The following is a 14,124-nucleotide window of genomic DNA, read 5'->3' as shown; positions in this document are numbered from 1 at the left end:
TGACTCTGACCGCTTGCTACGCTCACCTCAGAACAACATTTCTTGAGGAAGGCACCATCGACGATGACCACCACCGCAACCACCGCCCGTCCGCGCATCACGTCTGATAACCGGGACTGGATCTCCCTGAAGTCCGCAGCGACTGCCCTCCAGGCGTTCCAGGGCCAGGACGGGTCCATCCAGGATTCCGTGCACCACCAGGCTGCCCGGGAGTACACGGCCGCCATCATCGAGGCCATCAAGAGCCTGGCTCCTGCGTTCCCCCACGACTCTGCGTACCTTGAGCTCTTGGTCACGGATTTCGGCCGTTGGGCCGATGTCGGTTTCGGAGTCCCGGACTTCCTCGACTCCCTCCTGGCCTTTCAGCCCCAGGAACACCGCGAAGACGGGCTCCAGCACCTTGTCGTGTTCCCCATGTACACCCAGAACGGCAGCACGAGCCGCCTCGTGGAAGCTGTCCTGATCGAGGTGATCTGGCCTGAGTTCATCGGCGCATTGGAAGCGGGCGACTACTCCAACAAGCTGTTCGTGCCCATCCGGTTCCTGGACTTCACCCCTGGGTACGACACCAATTCGGCCGTGCTCTTTCCCGAGACCGTCGCCGTGAGGCAGACGCCTGCCTTCACGTGGGGCGCCATCTTCGCTGACCGCGAGGCCGCGCGCTTCCGCCGTGTCCTCAAGGCAGCCGCGGCAACAACATCCCTTGAGCTGCCGGCGGATGCGGCAGAGCTGTTGGATGACCAGGAACTCACGCAGCGGACGTTCGTCATGTGGGACCTGATCCATGACCGTACCCACATGCGCGGCGACCTCCCGTTCGACCCGTTCATGATCAAGCAGCGGATGCCGTTTTTCCTCTATTCGCTCGAAGAGCTCCGCTGCGACCTGACGGCCTTCCGCGAATCCGTCCGGATCGAGAAGGATGAGGAGGCTTCCCTTGACGCCCGACGCCACGCGAAGCTCGTCCAGTACGCTGTCATCTTCGACCGTATTTTCCGCTTCGCCGTCACGGGCAACCGGGTCCGCAACTACGACGGCCTAGGCGGCCAGCTCCTCTTTGCCTGGATGCACCAGCACCACGTCCTGCACTGGACAGACAGCAAGCTCAGCATCGACTGGGACGAGGCCGCCGCCGTCGTCGTCGAGCTAGGCGCCCGGATCGAGGAACTGTACTGGCGCTCCATCGACCGCCCCAAGGCTGCCCACTGGCTCGCGGCGTATAAGCTCATTTCCGGTACGGTCACTCCCCACCCGGCATCGGTCTGGGCGAAGGGCCCTGAGGCACTGCCACTTGACGGGCCGCCCCGCGGCCTCACCGACCAGGTCCTCGACGACGAATTCCCGCTGTCCATGTTCTACGAAGCGCTGGAGAAGAAAATGCGTCCAATCATCGAGTCAACCAGCGGCATGACCGGAATGACCGCAGCCTGATGGCCGAGGAACCACTGACCGTCGTGGTCACAGGTGGCAGCAATTCCTCCGGCATTGCTGTCGCCCGCGCCTTCGCGCTGGCCGGGCACCAGGTATTTACCGTCGGTTCGGATCAGGCTCGTATCAAGGCTGCGGCGGCACAAGCGGGCGACGGCGTCATCCCCCTCGTCTGCGATCTTTCCAAGCTTGAGTCCGTCCGGGAGCTCGCCTCGAAAATCCACGGGAGCACGGAACGGGTCGACGGCGTCATCCACCTCGTGGGCGGGTGGCGGGGCGCCAAGGGTATCGAAGACCAGCCCGACGAAGACTGGGATGCCCTTGAACAGAGTGCCATCACCACGCTGAGGAACGTTTCGCGGATCTTCTACAAGGATCTTGAGACCTCCCCGCGGGGACGCTTCGCCATGGTGAGTTCGACCGCGGTCGCCGCACCAACTGCCGGAGCCGCGAGCTACGCGGCGGCCAAGGCTGCCGCAGAGACTTGGACCCTGGCCGTGGCCGACGGATTCCACCGCGCCCAGGCGGGCAACAAGGATGAACCGACGGATCAGCACAGCGCGGCCGTCGTCTTTGTGGTCAAGGCACTGCTGGACGCGGCGACGCGGAGGGAACATCCCGAACGGAAATTCCCCGGATACACGGGCGTAGAGGAACTGGCGGCGTCCGCCGTCGGGCTCTTCGACAAGCCGGCAGCGGAACTGAACGGACAGCGCCTCCTCCTGGCCAAATAGACTGAAAGCGTGAATGAACAAGTGACGAGCACTACAAAAGAATTCCCGGCGGCCCTGGACATGGAAGCCGCAGGGCGCCTCCACGATCCCTCCGTCCGCGGTTTCGCCTCGGACAACTACTCCGGAGTCCACCCTGAAATCCTGGCGGCCCTGGCAGCAGCAAACGGCGGCCACCAAGTCTCCTACGGTGACGACCAGTACACGGAACGCCTCCAGGAAGTCATGGAACAGCATTTCGGCTCAGGGATCGAGTGTTTCCCCGTGTTCAACGGCACCGGGGCCAATGTCTTGTCCCTGCAGTCGCTGCTGCCGCGCTGGGGTGCCGTGATCTGCGCCTCCACCGCTCACATCAACATGGACGAAAACGGTGCCCCCGAGCGCATCGGCGGCATCAAGCTCCTTCAGGTCCCCACCCCGGACGGCAAGCTGACTCCCGATCTGATCAACCGCGAGGCCTGGGGCTGGGGCGACGAGCATCGCGCGCAGCCGCTTGCGGTTTCCATCACTCAGACCACTGAACTCGGCACCTGCTACACGCCCGAAGAAATTCGGGCGATCGCCGACCATATCCACGCCAAGGGCATGAAGCTGCACATGGATGGTGCCCGTCTCGCCAACGCCGCCGCCCACCTGGGCGTGCCGCTGCGAACGTTTACCCGCGACGCCGGCGTGGACATTTTGTCCTTCGGGGGGACCAAGAACGGGTTGCTGTTCGGCGAGGTGGTGGTTGCACTGAACCCGGAGGCCGCACATGGGCTGAAGTTCCTCCGAAAGATGAATATGCAGCTGGCCTCAAAGATGCGCTTCATTTCGGTCCAGTTCATCGCGCTCTTGGAGTCCGGGCTGTGGCTTCGCTCAGCGGAGCACGCCAACGCCATGGCCGCCCGGCTACGTGCCGCGGTAGATTCCATCGACGGTGTGGAGCCGACGCAGGCCACCGAGTCCAACGGGGTCTTCGCAGTGCTTCCGGCCGGCGTCGCCGACCGCCTCCGTTCCTCCTTCAAGTTCTACGACTGGAACGAAGCGAACCGAGAAGTGCGCTGGATGTGTTCTTTCGACACCACGGAAGAGGACATCGATTCCTTCGTTGCCGCAATCAAACGCGAGCTGGCCTCGCTATAGGCCACTGGACGGGGCGGCGTGGCTTCAAGCTTTCGCCGCCCCGGACACATAATCTGCGAAGGTGAACGCACTCGCACAGGTTCCCGCGGATTTCTTGCATGCGTTGGGAACGCTACGAAAAGCACAGTGCCGGAGTGAGCTGCAGCTCGCGGAGATTCCGGCGCCCTCCCGCTTGGCCCCATATGCAGTGGCCTTGGGGGCAGAAGTCTTCAGCCGCTCGACGCGTCCTGGCCGAACCCCTGTCCATGGCCCCGCGGCCATGGCATTCACCAAAGAAAATACTCCCGGCACCATCGGTTCGCCCGGTGCGGACGATGACGAAGACGATGAACTCGCGACAGGCAGGTTCATCCTCCTCCATGATCCGGACGGCTCGGCAGTGTGGGACGGGGAATTCCGGATCGTCACCTACATCAGGGCCCAGCTGGAAGCGGAGATGGGCAACGATGCGATGCTCGGTTCCGTGGCCTGGACTTGGCTCGTGGACGCTCTCGAGAGCCATTCGGCCCACTACCGGGCGGCGGGCGGAACAGCCACGCGCATCCTGTCCGAGAGCTTCGGCACCTTGGCCGAAAGGCCGGAAACCATCGACATCGAACTCCGCGCCTCGTGGACACCGGCGTCTTCCGATGCCCAGGCACACTTGGAGGCGTGGTGCGACATGGTCTGCACGTTCGCGGGACTCCCTCCCCTGCCTCCCGGGGTCACACCGTTGCCAAATAGGCGGCTCACATGAAAACCGTGGGAGCTCGTTGGAATCCCGGCCGGACCGGCCCCGAACAGAGTCGGTAAACTGAAGGCACCATGACCCCTGAAAATCTGGAACCCACCACGGCCGGCGCCCCGGCTGCTGATCCCACCCCCCACATCACGGTGGACGGCTTTGAGGGCCGGATACCCGAAATCATCGATCTTGATGCCCCACGCGAGGGCGTACCCCTTGTCATCGATACCCTGACCGGCCTGGAGCGCTGCGCCGCCGCCATCGCCGCAGGAACCGGTCCCGCCGGAGTCGACGCAGAGCGTGCCTCCGGCTTCCGCTACGGACAACGCGCCTTCCTGGTACAGATCCGGCGTGACGGCGCAGGTACCTGGCTGATCGACCCCGAGCCCTTCGATGACCTGAAGATCATCAACGAAGCGCTCGGTGGCGTCGAGTGGATCCTGCATGCCGCGACGCAGGATCTTCCGTGCCTGGCCGAACTCGGCATGTGGCCGGACAAGCTCTTCGATACCGAGCTCGCCGCACGGCTTGCCGGACTGCCCCGAGTCGGCCTCGCAGCCGTTATCGAGCAGCTCCTGGGCTTCGGCCTCGCCAAGGAACATTCAGCGGCTGACTGGTCCACCCGCCCCCTCCCCGAACCGTGGCTGCGATACGCGGCCCTCGACGTCGAGGTCCTCGCTGAGCTACGCGAAGAACTTATCGAACTCCTGGAAGCCGATGGCAAGCTCGACTTCGCCGAACAGGAATTCGCCGGCATCCTCGCGGCAGGCCTCCCCGCCCCTCGGGTCGATCCGTGGCGCAAGACCTCCGGCCTGCACCAGATCCGTGATCGCCGCCAACTGGCAGCCGTGCGCGAGCTGTGGCATGAGCGGGACCAGCTGGCACGCAAGCGGGATGTTGCTCCGAGCCGCCTGATTCCCGATTCAGCCTTGGTCGCCGCGGCAAAGGCCATGCCGAGCACCGTTCCGCAGCTCCTGGCCACCAAGGGCTTCCACGGACGGGCCGCACAGCGGGAAGCACCGCGCTGGCTGCGCTGCATTGCCGCTGTAAGGAACACCGAAGAACTTCCCCCGCTGCATCTTCCAACCAATGCTCCCCCGCCACCGCGCGTCTGGACGGACCGTGACCCCGAAGCCGCAGCGCGCCTCGGGACTGCCCGGCCACGACTTCAGGCAGCCGCCGACGAGCTCAAACTTCCCGTGGAGAACCTGCTCACTCCGGATTACATGCGGCGTGTGCTGTGGCGGCCGCCGTCGGACATCACAGTCGAGTCCATAGCGGAAGAGCTACGCACCCTCGGCGCCCGGGAATGGCAAATCGCTATCACAGCACCGATCATCACCGAGGCCTCGTTGAATCCGCAACCGCTGCCGCCCAAGGAACCCAAAGAGCCGCGGATCCTGGCTCCGAAGTCCCAGGACCCGGCCACTTCGCCTGAGGCTCCCGCCTCCCCTTGAGACCCGCTCATATCCGGGGCCTTTTCCAAGTGGATTCCTTGGTGATGTGAGCGAGGATCCGCCGGAAACCGTTCATATGTGAGCGAGGATCGGTAGTGACCTCCTTGCGCACTATGTTACTGACGAGTAACATGGCCGTAAATGACACCGGCTTCCCCTGTGAGGGCTGTCCGGCATCCATGTCTCAACGAGGAGCCACACACATGAGCCATACCGGGAACAGCGCCAGGGCGCGGGCAGTCCGCGAGGTCGTCTTCGTGGACGGTGTCCGGACGCCCTTCGGCAAAGCGGGCGAAAAGGGCATCTATGCAGGCACCCGTGCCGACGACCTCGTGGTGAAGTGCATCCGCGAACTGATGCGGCGCAATCCGGCCTTGCCTGCCGATCGGGTTGACGAAGTCGCCATCGCCGCCACCACACAAACCGGCGACCAGGGACTGACCATCGGACGCACCGCCGCACTTCTGGCCGGCCTCCCCCGCAGCGTGCCCGGCTTTGCCATCGACCGCATGTGTGCCGGGGCAATGACCGCCGTCACGACCACGGCGAGCGGCATCGGTTTCGGCGCATACGACGTCGTGATTGCCGGCGGCGTAGAGCACATGGGCAACCACCCGATGGGGTCCGGCGCCGATCCGAACCCGCGGTTCATGTCCGAGCGGATCGTGGATCCAGCTGCGCTGAACATGGGCAACACGGCCGAGAACCTTCACGACCGCTTCCCCGCCATCACCAAAGAGCGCACCGACACCTATGCGGCGGCATCCCAGGCGAAACTTGCGGCCGCCTACGGCAAAGGCCAGATCCAGCCGGACCTGGTCCCGGTCGCCACCATGAAGCCAGGACAAGGCTGGACAGTGAACACCGTTGACGAGCCGCCGCGCCCGGGGACCACCGTGGACGATCTCGCGGAGCTGCGCACACCGTTCCGGTCCCACGGCCGCGTCACCGCGGGAAATGCAGCCGGCTTGAACGACGGCGCGACCGCGGCACTCCTGGCCTCGGCCGAGGCTGCCGAAGAACTCGGCCTGTCCGTGAAGATGCGGTTGGTCTCCTATGCATTCGCGGGCGTCGAACCCGAAGTCATGGGTATCGGACCGGTCCCGGCCACCGAGAAAGCCCTCAAGAACGCCGGCCTCGGCATCGAGGACATCGGCCTGTTTGAGATCAACGAGGCCTTCGCTGTGCAGGTACTGAGTTTCCTCGACCACTTCGGAATCGCCGACAACGACCCCCGCGTCAACCGTTACGGCGGGGCTATCGCCGTCGGGCACCCCCTGGCGTCCTCCGGCGTCCGGCTCATGAACCAATTGGCACGCCAGTTCGAAGAGGACCCGTCAGTCCGCTTTGGGCTCACCACAATGTGTATTGGCCTTGGCATGGGCGCGACGGTGATCTGGGAGAACCCGCGTCACGCCAACTACAACAGCTACGGCAGCGCGACAGAGACCTCCGCTGCCACCGAAACCAAGGGAGCCGCAGCATGAGCGCCGCCGAATTCCAGAAACTGGCCGGACTTTTCCCGGATGAGACCGTGACCCACTCCTACGTCCAGGACATCGAACTTCCCGGCAACGCAGGAACTTTCGCCCTGATCACCCTGGACAACGGACTGGACCACTCCAAGCCCACCACTCTTGGACCGAATACCCTCGTGGAGCTCGGCACGGTCCTTGAAGGACTCAAGGGGCGCGCTGCCCGCGGCGAGATCGTCGGCGTCGGCGTCACGGGGAAGCCGTACTTCCTCGTGGCCGGCGCGGATCTCTCCGCGGTCAAGCGGCTCGAAGATCGGGACCACGGCCTGTGGATGGCACAGCTGGGCCATGACGTCTATGCGACGCTCGCCGATCTGGGTATCCCCAGCTTTGCCTTCATCAATGGCCTCGCCCTCGGTGGTGGCCTCGAAATCGCCCTCCAGTCCACTTACCGCTCGGTCTCCACCGGCGCTGGCGCTCTCGGCTTGCCTGAAGCGTTCCTCGGGCTTGTCCCGGGTTGGGGCGGCGTCTACATCCTGCCGCGCCTCATCGGCCCGGAAAACGCGGTCAAAGTCATGATCGAGAACCCGCTCAGCAACAACCGGACGCTCACCGGTCCCCAGGCTTTCCAGCTCGGTATTGCCGACGCCATCTTCGAACCGGCGGATTTTGTGGAGCAATCCATCGCCTGGGCAGCGAAAGTGATTTCCGGCGAGACCATCCCAAAACGCGGCAATTCCGTGGATCCGGCGGATGCGGCCGTTGCCGAACGCTGGGCTGGAGCCGTGGCGGCAGGGCGTGCGTTCGTGGAAGCCAAGACCTCGAACGCTTCGCCGGCACCCGCGAAGGTGCTGGATATCCTCGAGGCCAACCGCACCATGAGCAAAGCGGAATCCGCAGCCTTGGAATGCGAGACGCTCGCTTACTTGATGCAGACGGACGAGTTCCGTTCCACTGTCTACGCTTTCCTGGACCTCGTGCAGAAACGGTCCAAGCGGCCTGCGGGCGCGCCGGACCGCAGGCTCGCGCGCCCCGTGACGAAGATCGGCGTCGTGGGTGCCGGGCTGATGGCGAGTCAGCTCGCCCTGCTTTTCGCGCGCCAGCTCAAGGTGCCCGTCGTCCTGACGGACATCGACCAAGAGCGCGTGGACAAAGGTGTCGCTTACGTCCACTCCGAGGTGGACAAGCTGCTCGGCAAGAAGCGGATCAGCTCCGACGCCGCCAACCGGACCAAAGCCCTGGTCAGCGGCTCCGTTTCCAAAGAGGCATTCGCCGACGCCGACTTCGTCATCGAAGCCGTGTTCGAGGAACTCAACGTCAAGAAGCAGGTCTTTGCCGAAGTGGAGGCGATCGTCTCCCCCGAGTGCATCCTCGCGACCAACACCTCCTCGCTGTCCGTGACAGCGATGGCTGAAGGCCTGCAGCACCCGGAGCGCTTGGTCGGTTTCCACTTCTTCAACCCGGTTGCGGTGATGCCGCTCCTGGAGATCGTGCGCGCGCCAAAGACCGACGACGCCGTCCTGGCCACCGCTTTCGAACTTGCCAAGGGCTTGAAGAAGACAGCCGTTTTGGTCAAGGACGCCGCCGCGTTCGTCGTCAACCGGATCTTGCTGCGGCTCACGGGCGAAGTTATCGCCGCGTTTGATGAAGGAACCCCGGCAGAAGTTGCCGATTCGGCGCTGCGTCCCATGGGCCTGCCGATGAGCCCGTTCACCCTCAGCGCGATGGTGGGCCTTCCAGTGGCCCAGCACGTCCAGGAATCGCTGCATGCAGCCTTTGGGGAGCGGTTTGCGGTATCCCAGAACCTGCAGAAACTGATTGACAACGGTGTCAAGTCCCTCTGGGCACCCGGTCCCGACGGAGCACCGGTCATCCCGGCAGAGACGCTGGCGCTCATGTCCTTCGGCACCACGCCGTCCACGGCCGAGGAAGTACTTCGCCGAACCCAGGACGCCCTCGCCGAGGAAATCGGACTCATGCTCGCTGAAGGCGTGGTGGCCGGGCCGGAAGACATCGACCTCTGTGTGATCCTCGGTGCCGGCTGGCCGATGTTCCTCGGCGGCATCACGCCTTATCTGGACCGCGTGGGGGCATCCGAGCGTGTCAACGGCAAACGCTTCCTGGCTCCCGGAATTGCTTCGAAGCCGGCTGCCGGCTAACTAACTGGCCTCGGGGGCATTCCTGTCGTACCGGTTTCCCAGCCGCCGGCCGAGGCCGCCCAATGAGCGCACCAATTCGGCGAAAGCCTCCCCAGGGTGGTTCTCCGAGACGATGCGCGCGTTGGGCGGCTCGCCCCAGAGCCCGCGAAAATCCGCCACGGTGGTTCCGATGAGCCTGGGGGCAGCGGTCTCGACATGCACTGTGGCGGTGCGAGTGCGAAATCCGACGGTCCCGGCGGCGACGGACGCGGCGAAGTAATCGTGGATGTGCGCCACGTAGCCGTGGTCGTGACGGCGGTGGAACTCGAAGTAGAAGCGAACCATGTCACTGACATGCCGCACGAGTTCGTTGGAAGCGGTGCTGCGCCGCCCTTCCGGCTGATCCGGCAGGACAAGTTCAGGTTCCGTGCAGCCTGCCTCCACGGCCAAGGCGGCTACGTGTTCTGGCTTCATCTCGATCCGTTCCGTGGTTTCCAGGGCGCACACCACCGGCAGCCGATCCTCAGGGAGTCCGGAGAAGGCAGCGAACACTTCGGCCGCGGCGTGAGGATCAACGTGCGTGTTCCACTCCGAGGTGGGAGTCGTATTGCCTTGGTAGTAATAACTGCCGCCCATGATCACGGCGCCACGCAGCAGTTCCGGCAGCCGCGGTTCGGCACGCAGGGCAAGTGCGAAGTTGGTGAGCGGCGCTGTCAGCAGCGCAGTCAGCTCCCCCGGCCGTGCCCGGGCTGCGTCCACCCAGAGTTCGACCGCGTCGCGGCCGTTCACCTTCCCACGCGGTTCCGGCAGCTCGGCGTAGCCGATGCCATGGGGACCGTGCGTTTCGGGCGTAGTGACCAGCGGGATCCGCAGCGGCGCCCGGGCACCGATGGCAACGGGCACCTCAGGGCGGCCGCACAGCTCGAGCAAAGACAGGTTGTTGCGCGCGACCTGTTCCGCAGCGACGTTGCCGGGGGTGCAGCTTACGGCCACGAGTTCGACATGTGGCTGGCTGCACAGGTAGGCCAGCGCCAGGGCGTCGTCGATTCCCGTGTCGCAGTCCACCAGCAAGCTCACGGGCTCCCTGAAGCCAGCCACCGGCGTCGGATCCTCCCTCACCGCGAATTCCTCAGAAAAGGGCAACCTTTGGCGAACGCGGGAAGATGTCATCCAATTCGACGCGGTCTTCCTCCGTCGGCACCCAGCGCACCGCTTTCGCATTTTCTGCGATCTGCTCGGGGCGTGTAGCGCCTGCAATGACGCTGCTGACTGCGGGCTGGGCAGCCAGCCAGGAGAAGGCCAGCTGCAATTCGGTTAGGTTCCGTTCTTTGGCGAATTGGCTGAACCGGCCCAACTGGACCCAATCGGCGTCGTTGACCATGTTGGTTCGGGTGTGGCTGAGGCGCGAACCCTCCGGGGCGCTTCCTGGTGCATATTTGCCGGTGAGGAGGCCGTTTGCCAGAGGGAAATACGGCAGGACACCGAGCCCAAAGGCTTGGGCGGCCGGCACTACTTCAAGTTCCGCACGGCGGTCCAGGAGGTTGTAGTGGTTTTGCGTTGAAATGAACCGGGCACCGCCCTGCATCCGGGCGACGTATTCGGCCTCGGCGATTTGCCAGCCAGCACGGTTGGAATGGCCGATGTACCGGACCTTGCCGCTCGTCACGAGGTCATCGAGGGCCGCGAGGGTCTCCTCCACAGGCGTGAGCGGATCCGGAGTGTGGTGCTGGTACAGGTCAATCCAGTCGGTGCCAAGGCGGCGCAGTGACGCCTCCGCGGCCTGGATGATGTAGCGTCGTGATCCCCGGGCACCGAAGTCGTTGCCGTTGGCGCCGTGCATGTCCATGCCGAACTTCGTGGCCACGATGGCGTCCTCCCGGCGGCCTTTCAGCGCGACGCCGAGCATGGTCTCGCTGAGGCCAGGCTCGCGGCCGTAGGTGTCAGCAACGTCGAAAAGGGTGACGCCGGCATCCAAAGCGGCATGCACCACCGCATTGGTGCCTTCCTGCGATTCCGTGGCGGTATTGGCCCGGCCGAGGTTGTTGCACCCCAAACCGACTACTGAGACGGTCAATCCGGAATTTCCAAGACGGCGATATTCAGTCATGATTTCACCCTACAATGCCGGCGGAGGACAGTTGGCCACTAGTTTGGCCACTCAGGACCCAAACGCGATGCCTGCTTCTTCCATCGCGTCGTGCAACTGGGCCATGACCTTTGGACCCATGCCGTGCAAAGCTGCCACCCGCAACTCACCGAACTCAGCGAGCTGCTCCAAGGTCTCCAGCCCTTCGTGGGCAAGCGCCCTGCGTGCCGGAGCGGACAAGCCCTTCGGCAGCGGAGTGTGCCCGGGCCAGTTGCTCTTGGGCGCCATGGTTGTCCCTTCCAAGCGGAGGTGTGGTCCTTAGAGAGTAAAGCCCACGCCGGTTTTCGGCGAGTGTTTTACTTTGAAGGAGCTAGGTTCGGCATGGGGTGCCGCCGCGATGCTCAGCTTGGTGAAGTCGAGGTCTTCCCCGCGGATACACACCTTGATCGCATTGACGGCCTTGTTGACATCCGGGCACAGGCAATAGATGTTGAGCTTCGCCTCGCCGATTTCGGAACGGTCCACGGTCCCGAGACCCCGCCAGGCCAGTTCGCTGGTCAGGGCGGCCTTGGCCTTTCGTTCAAGATAGCGGTCGCGCTCGGTGCCGTCCTTTGTCTTCAGCGCGATCTGGGCGACCACCCAGAACTGCTCAGTCTCCGGGATCTCCGCGTAACCGTCCTCCTCGCATTGCGCGGCAAAGGCCGTCATGAGTCCTTCGACGGCGGCCTCGTCCTCGACGTCGGTTTCGTCAGTACTGCTCTGGTGCCCGACGACTCCGTGGTTGATGAGGAACTGCTTGAATTCGTCGTCGTACCAGGCCTCCCGGAAATGCAGGACTGCTTCGTCGTCGCGCTTGTAGGTGCGAATAATGCCGCTCATGCCCGTCCTTTTCTAAACCGTTCGACGCAGGTACTGCTGGGTCCTGTGCCGTCGAAGGGTGCCTGCTTGTTGAATACGTCCCCGGTCACAGCTTGGGGAGGCTGCCTGTGGTGGGGTGTTCCTGTCCCGGCAGGGCACGTGCGAAAGGTACCTTTGTCCCCAGAACCTGCGCGACGACGTCGTGCGTTATCTGTTGGGCCGTAAGCCCGACGCGCTCAAGCACTTGGCTCCTGGTTCCATGGTCGAGGAATTCGACCGGAAGGCCCACCTCGTTGAGGGCAGTGTCCACGCCGGCCGCGCGCATCTCCTGGCGGATCCGGGAACCGACCCCACCAGCACGGACGCCGTCTTCGATGCAGATCACCAATCGGTGCCGGGCGGCGAGGGCAATGATGGACTTGCGAACCGGCAGGACCCAGCGCGGATCCACCACCGTGGAACTGATGCCTTGGGAACCGAGCCTGGACGCGACGTCAAGGGCGAGCTCGGACATGGCGCCGACGCTGACAATAAGGACGTCGTTCTCGGTGGAGCCTTCGGGCCGGCGAGCCAGCACGTCGACGCCGTCGGAAAGCCGTTCGATCGCATCGATCTCGCTTCCAACGCTGCCCTTGGAGAAGCGCACCACGCTGGGCGCGTCAGCGATCGCGACGGCCTCACGGAGTTCTTCCCGGAGGCGGCTGGCATCGCGCGGAGCCGCCAGATGAAGTCCCGGAACAATCTGGACCATGGCCATGTCCCACATGCCGTGGTGGCTGGCGCCGTCCGGGCCGGTCACGCCGGCGCGATCCAGGACGACCGTGACTCCAGCCTTGTGAAGGGCAACGTCCATGAGGAGCTGATCGAAAGCGCGGTTGAGGAAGGTGGCGTACACGGCAACCACCGGGTGCAGTCCCCCGAAGGCCATGCCTGCGGCCGAGGTGAGGGCGTGCTGTTCTGCGATGCCGACGTCGATCACCCTTTCCGGATGCCGTTCCGCAAACTTGTGCAGACCAACAGGGATCAGCATGGCCCCGGTGATGCCCACAATGTCCTTGCGTTCGTCGGCAATGTCCGCGATTTCCTCGGCGAAGACCGACGTCCAGGAACGGGCCCCACCGGCCTCAGTGGGTTCGCCGGTCTCGGGGTCGATGATTCCGACGGCGTGGAATTGGTCTGCCTCATTGGCAAGGGCGGGCGCATAGCCGTGGCCCTTTTCGGTCATGGCGTGGACGATCACCGGTCCGCCATAATTGCGGGCCGTAGTGAGTGCGTGTTCGAGAGCACGCATGTTGTGGCCGTCGACAGGGCCTATGTACTTCATGCCGAGGTCTTCAAACATGCCTTGCGGGGCCCACCAATCCTTGATGCCCTTCTTCATGGCATGCAGGCTCTTGTAGGTGAACTGGCCGATCGGACCGCCGTTCTGCAGCTTCTTCTTCCACCAATCCAACACAACCTCGTAGGTGGGAGCAGCGCGGAAGGAATCGATCGTGGGACGCAGTGAAGCGAGATAGTCTGCCAAGCCGCCGACTGTGGGGGCATAGGAGCGGCCGTTGTCGTTCACGACGATCACCACGCGGCGGCGTTTGTCCGCGGCAATGTTGTTGATCGCCTCCCAAGCCATGCCGCCTGTCAAGGCGCCGTCACCCACGACGGCGACGACGCAGCGATCGCCTTCCCCTGTCAATTGCCGGGCACGGGAGATCCCGTCCGCCCAGGACAGGGATGATGAAGCGTGGGAACTCTCTACAATGTCGTGCTCGGACTCGCCACGATCGGGATACCCGGACATGCCGCCTTGCTGCCGGAGGGTGCTGAAGTCCTGCCGTCCCGTCAACAATTTATGGACATAGGACTGGTGGCCGGTGTCGAAGACGATGCTGTCTCGCGGTGAATCGAAGACCTTATGGATGGCCATGGTCAGTTCCACCACGCCAAGGTTCGGTCCGAGGTGTCCACCCGTTTGAGCGACGTTGGTGATGAGGAAAGTCCTGATCTCGCCGGCAAGCTGCTCCAACTGCTGGCTAGTGAGCTTGCTCAGGTCCTGCGGGTTCCGGATTGTCTCCAAAAGTCCCAACGGCCCCTCCTTAGGGTGATTG

At 64.1% G+C, this 14,124-nt stretch carries 12 protein-coding genes; 7 read left to right on the top strand and 5 right to left on the bottom strand.

The genetic code is table 11. The features are described 5' to 3' along the window. Window positions 1–63: 63 nt before the first annotated feature. The 7 genes from LFT43_RS07965 (at window position 64) to LFT43_RS07935 (ending at window position 9,099) form a co-directional block, all read left to right on the top strand. A complete protein-coding gene (locus tag LFT43_RS07965; RefSeq protein WP_395802054.1) occupies window positions 64–1,431 on the top strand; it encodes a DUF6421 family protein in 1,368 nt (455 codons plus the stop codon). Further along, on the top strand, window positions 1,431–2,162 hold the full coding sequence (locus LFT43_RS07960; RefSeq protein WP_395802052.1) for an SDR family oxidoreductase: 732 nt from the start codon (window positions 1,431–1,433) through the stop codon (window positions 2,160–2,162). The genes LFT43_RS07965 and LFT43_RS07960 overlap by 1 nt, the downstream gene beginning before the upstream one ends. Window positions 2,163–2,222: 60 nt before the next feature. Continuing rightward, entirely contained in the window at window positions 2,223–3,284 is a 1,062-nt protein-coding gene (locus tag LFT43_RS07955; RefSeq protein WP_395802963.1) for a threonine aldolase family protein, read from the top strand. A gap of 61 nt (window positions 3,285–3,345) precedes the next feature. After that, the gene (locus tag LFT43_RS07950; protein ID WP_395802050.1) at window positions 3,346–4,020 is read left to right on the top strand and encodes a DUF3000 domain-containing protein; all 675 of its coding nucleotides are present in this window, start codon (window positions 3,346–3,348) and stop codon (window positions 4,018–4,020) included. Window positions 4,021–4,088: 68 nt separating this feature from the next. After that, window positions 4,089–5,465: an HRDC domain-containing protein gene (locus tag LFT43_RS07945; protein ID WP_395802048.1), complete on the top strand. Its 1,377-nt coding sequence runs from the start codon at window positions 4,089–4,091 to the stop codon at window positions 5,463–5,465. Window positions 5,466–5,668: 203 nt separating this feature from the next. Next, entirely contained in the window at window positions 5,669–6,952 is a 1,284-nt protein-coding gene (locus LFT43_RS07940; RefSeq protein ID WP_395802046.1) for a thiolase family protein, read from the top strand. Then, window positions 6,949–9,099, top strand: coding sequence for a 3-hydroxyacyl-CoA dehydrogenase NAD-binding domain-containing protein (locus LFT43_RS07935; RefSeq protein ID WP_395802044.1), 2,151 nt, complete (start codon window positions 6,949–6,951; stop codon window positions 9,097–9,099). The genes LFT43_RS07940 and LFT43_RS07935 overlap by 4 nt, the downstream gene beginning before the upstream one ends. Here LFT43_RS07935 and LFT43_RS07930 read toward each other — a convergent pair whose 3' ends face one another. The 5 genes from LFT43_RS07930 to dxs form a co-directional block, all read right to left on the bottom strand. Beyond that, the gene (locus LFT43_RS07930) at window positions 9,100–10,197 is read right to left on the bottom strand and encodes a nucleoside hydrolase (RefSeq protein WP_395802042.1); all 1,098 of its coding nucleotides are present in this window, start codon (window positions 10,195–10,197) and stop codon (window positions 9,100–9,102) included. Between the two features lie 10 nt (window positions 10,198–10,207). Next, a complete protein-coding gene (locus LFT43_RS07925) occupies window positions 10,208–11,185 on the bottom strand; it encodes an aldo/keto reductase (protein WP_395802040.1) in 978 nt (325 codons plus the stop codon). Window positions 11,186–11,236: 51 nt separating this feature from the next. Beyond that, a complete protein-coding gene (locus LFT43_RS07920) occupies window positions 11,237–11,452 on the bottom strand; it encodes a hypothetical protein (protein ID WP_265978955.1) in 216 nt (71 codons plus the stop codon). A 30-nt stretch (window positions 11,453–11,482) separates the two neighbouring features. Continuing rightward, window positions 11,483–12,043 carry a hypothetical protein gene (locus LFT43_RS07915; protein ID WP_395802038.1) on the bottom strand — a complete coding sequence of 187 codons (561 nt, stop codon included), beginning with the start codon at window positions 12,041–12,043 and terminating at the stop codon, window positions 11,483–11,485. Window positions 12,044–12,128: 85 nt separating this feature from the next. Continuing rightward, a complete protein-coding gene (dxs, locus tag LFT43_RS07910) occupies window positions 12,129–14,102 on the bottom strand; it encodes a 1-deoxy-D-xylulose-5-phosphate synthase (protein ID WP_395802036.1) in 1,974 nt (657 codons plus the stop codon). Between the last annotated feature and the right edge of the window lie 22 nt (window positions 14,103–14,124).

The organism is Arthrobacter sp. FW306-04-A, assembly GCF_044358315.1.
GTDB lineage: Bacteria > Actinomycetota > Actinomycetes > Actinomycetales > Micrococcaceae > Arthrobacter.
The sequence above is the reverse complement of the archived record's forward strand: the minus strand, read 5'-3'. Positions and strand labels throughout refer to the sequence as shown.

Excerpts from the sequence above, each read along its gene's own strand:
- LFT43_RS07965 (WP_395802054.1), top strand. The coding sequence starts at position 64 with ATGACCACCACCGCAACCACCGCCCGTCCGCGCATCACGTCTGATAAC.
- LFT43_RS07960 (WP_395802052.1), top strand. The coding sequence starts at position 1,431 with ATGGCCGAGGAACCACTGACCGTCGTGGTCACAGGTGGCAGCAATTCC.
- LFT43_RS07955 (WP_395802963.1), top strand. The coding sequence starts at position 2,223 with ATGGAAGCCGCAGGGCGCCTCCACGATCCCTCCGTCCGCGGTTTCGCC.
- LFT43_RS07945 (WP_395802048.1), top strand. The coding sequence starts at position 4,089 with ATGACCCCTGAAAATCTGGAACCCACCACGGCCGGCGCCCCGGCTGCT.
- LFT43_RS07940 (WP_395802046.1), top strand. The coding sequence starts at position 5,669 with ATGAGCCATACCGGGAACAGCGCCAGGGCGCGGGCAGTCCGCGAGGTC.
- LFT43_RS07935 (WP_395802044.1), top strand. The coding sequence starts at position 6,949 with ATGAGCGCCGCCGAATTCCAGAAACTGGCCGGACTTTTCCCGGATGAG.
- LFT43_RS07925 (WP_395802040.1), bottom strand. The coding sequence starts at position 11,185 with ATGACTGAATATCGCCGTCTTGGAAATTCCGGATTGACCGTCTCAGTA.
- LFT43_RS07920 (WP_265978955.1), bottom strand. The coding sequence starts at position 11,452 with ATGGCGCCCAAGAGCAACTGGCCCGGGCACACTCCGCTGCCGAAGGGC.
- LFT43_RS07915 (WP_395802038.1), bottom strand. The coding sequence starts at position 12,043 with ATGAGCGGCATTATTCGCACCTACAAGCGCGACGACGAAGCAGTCCTG.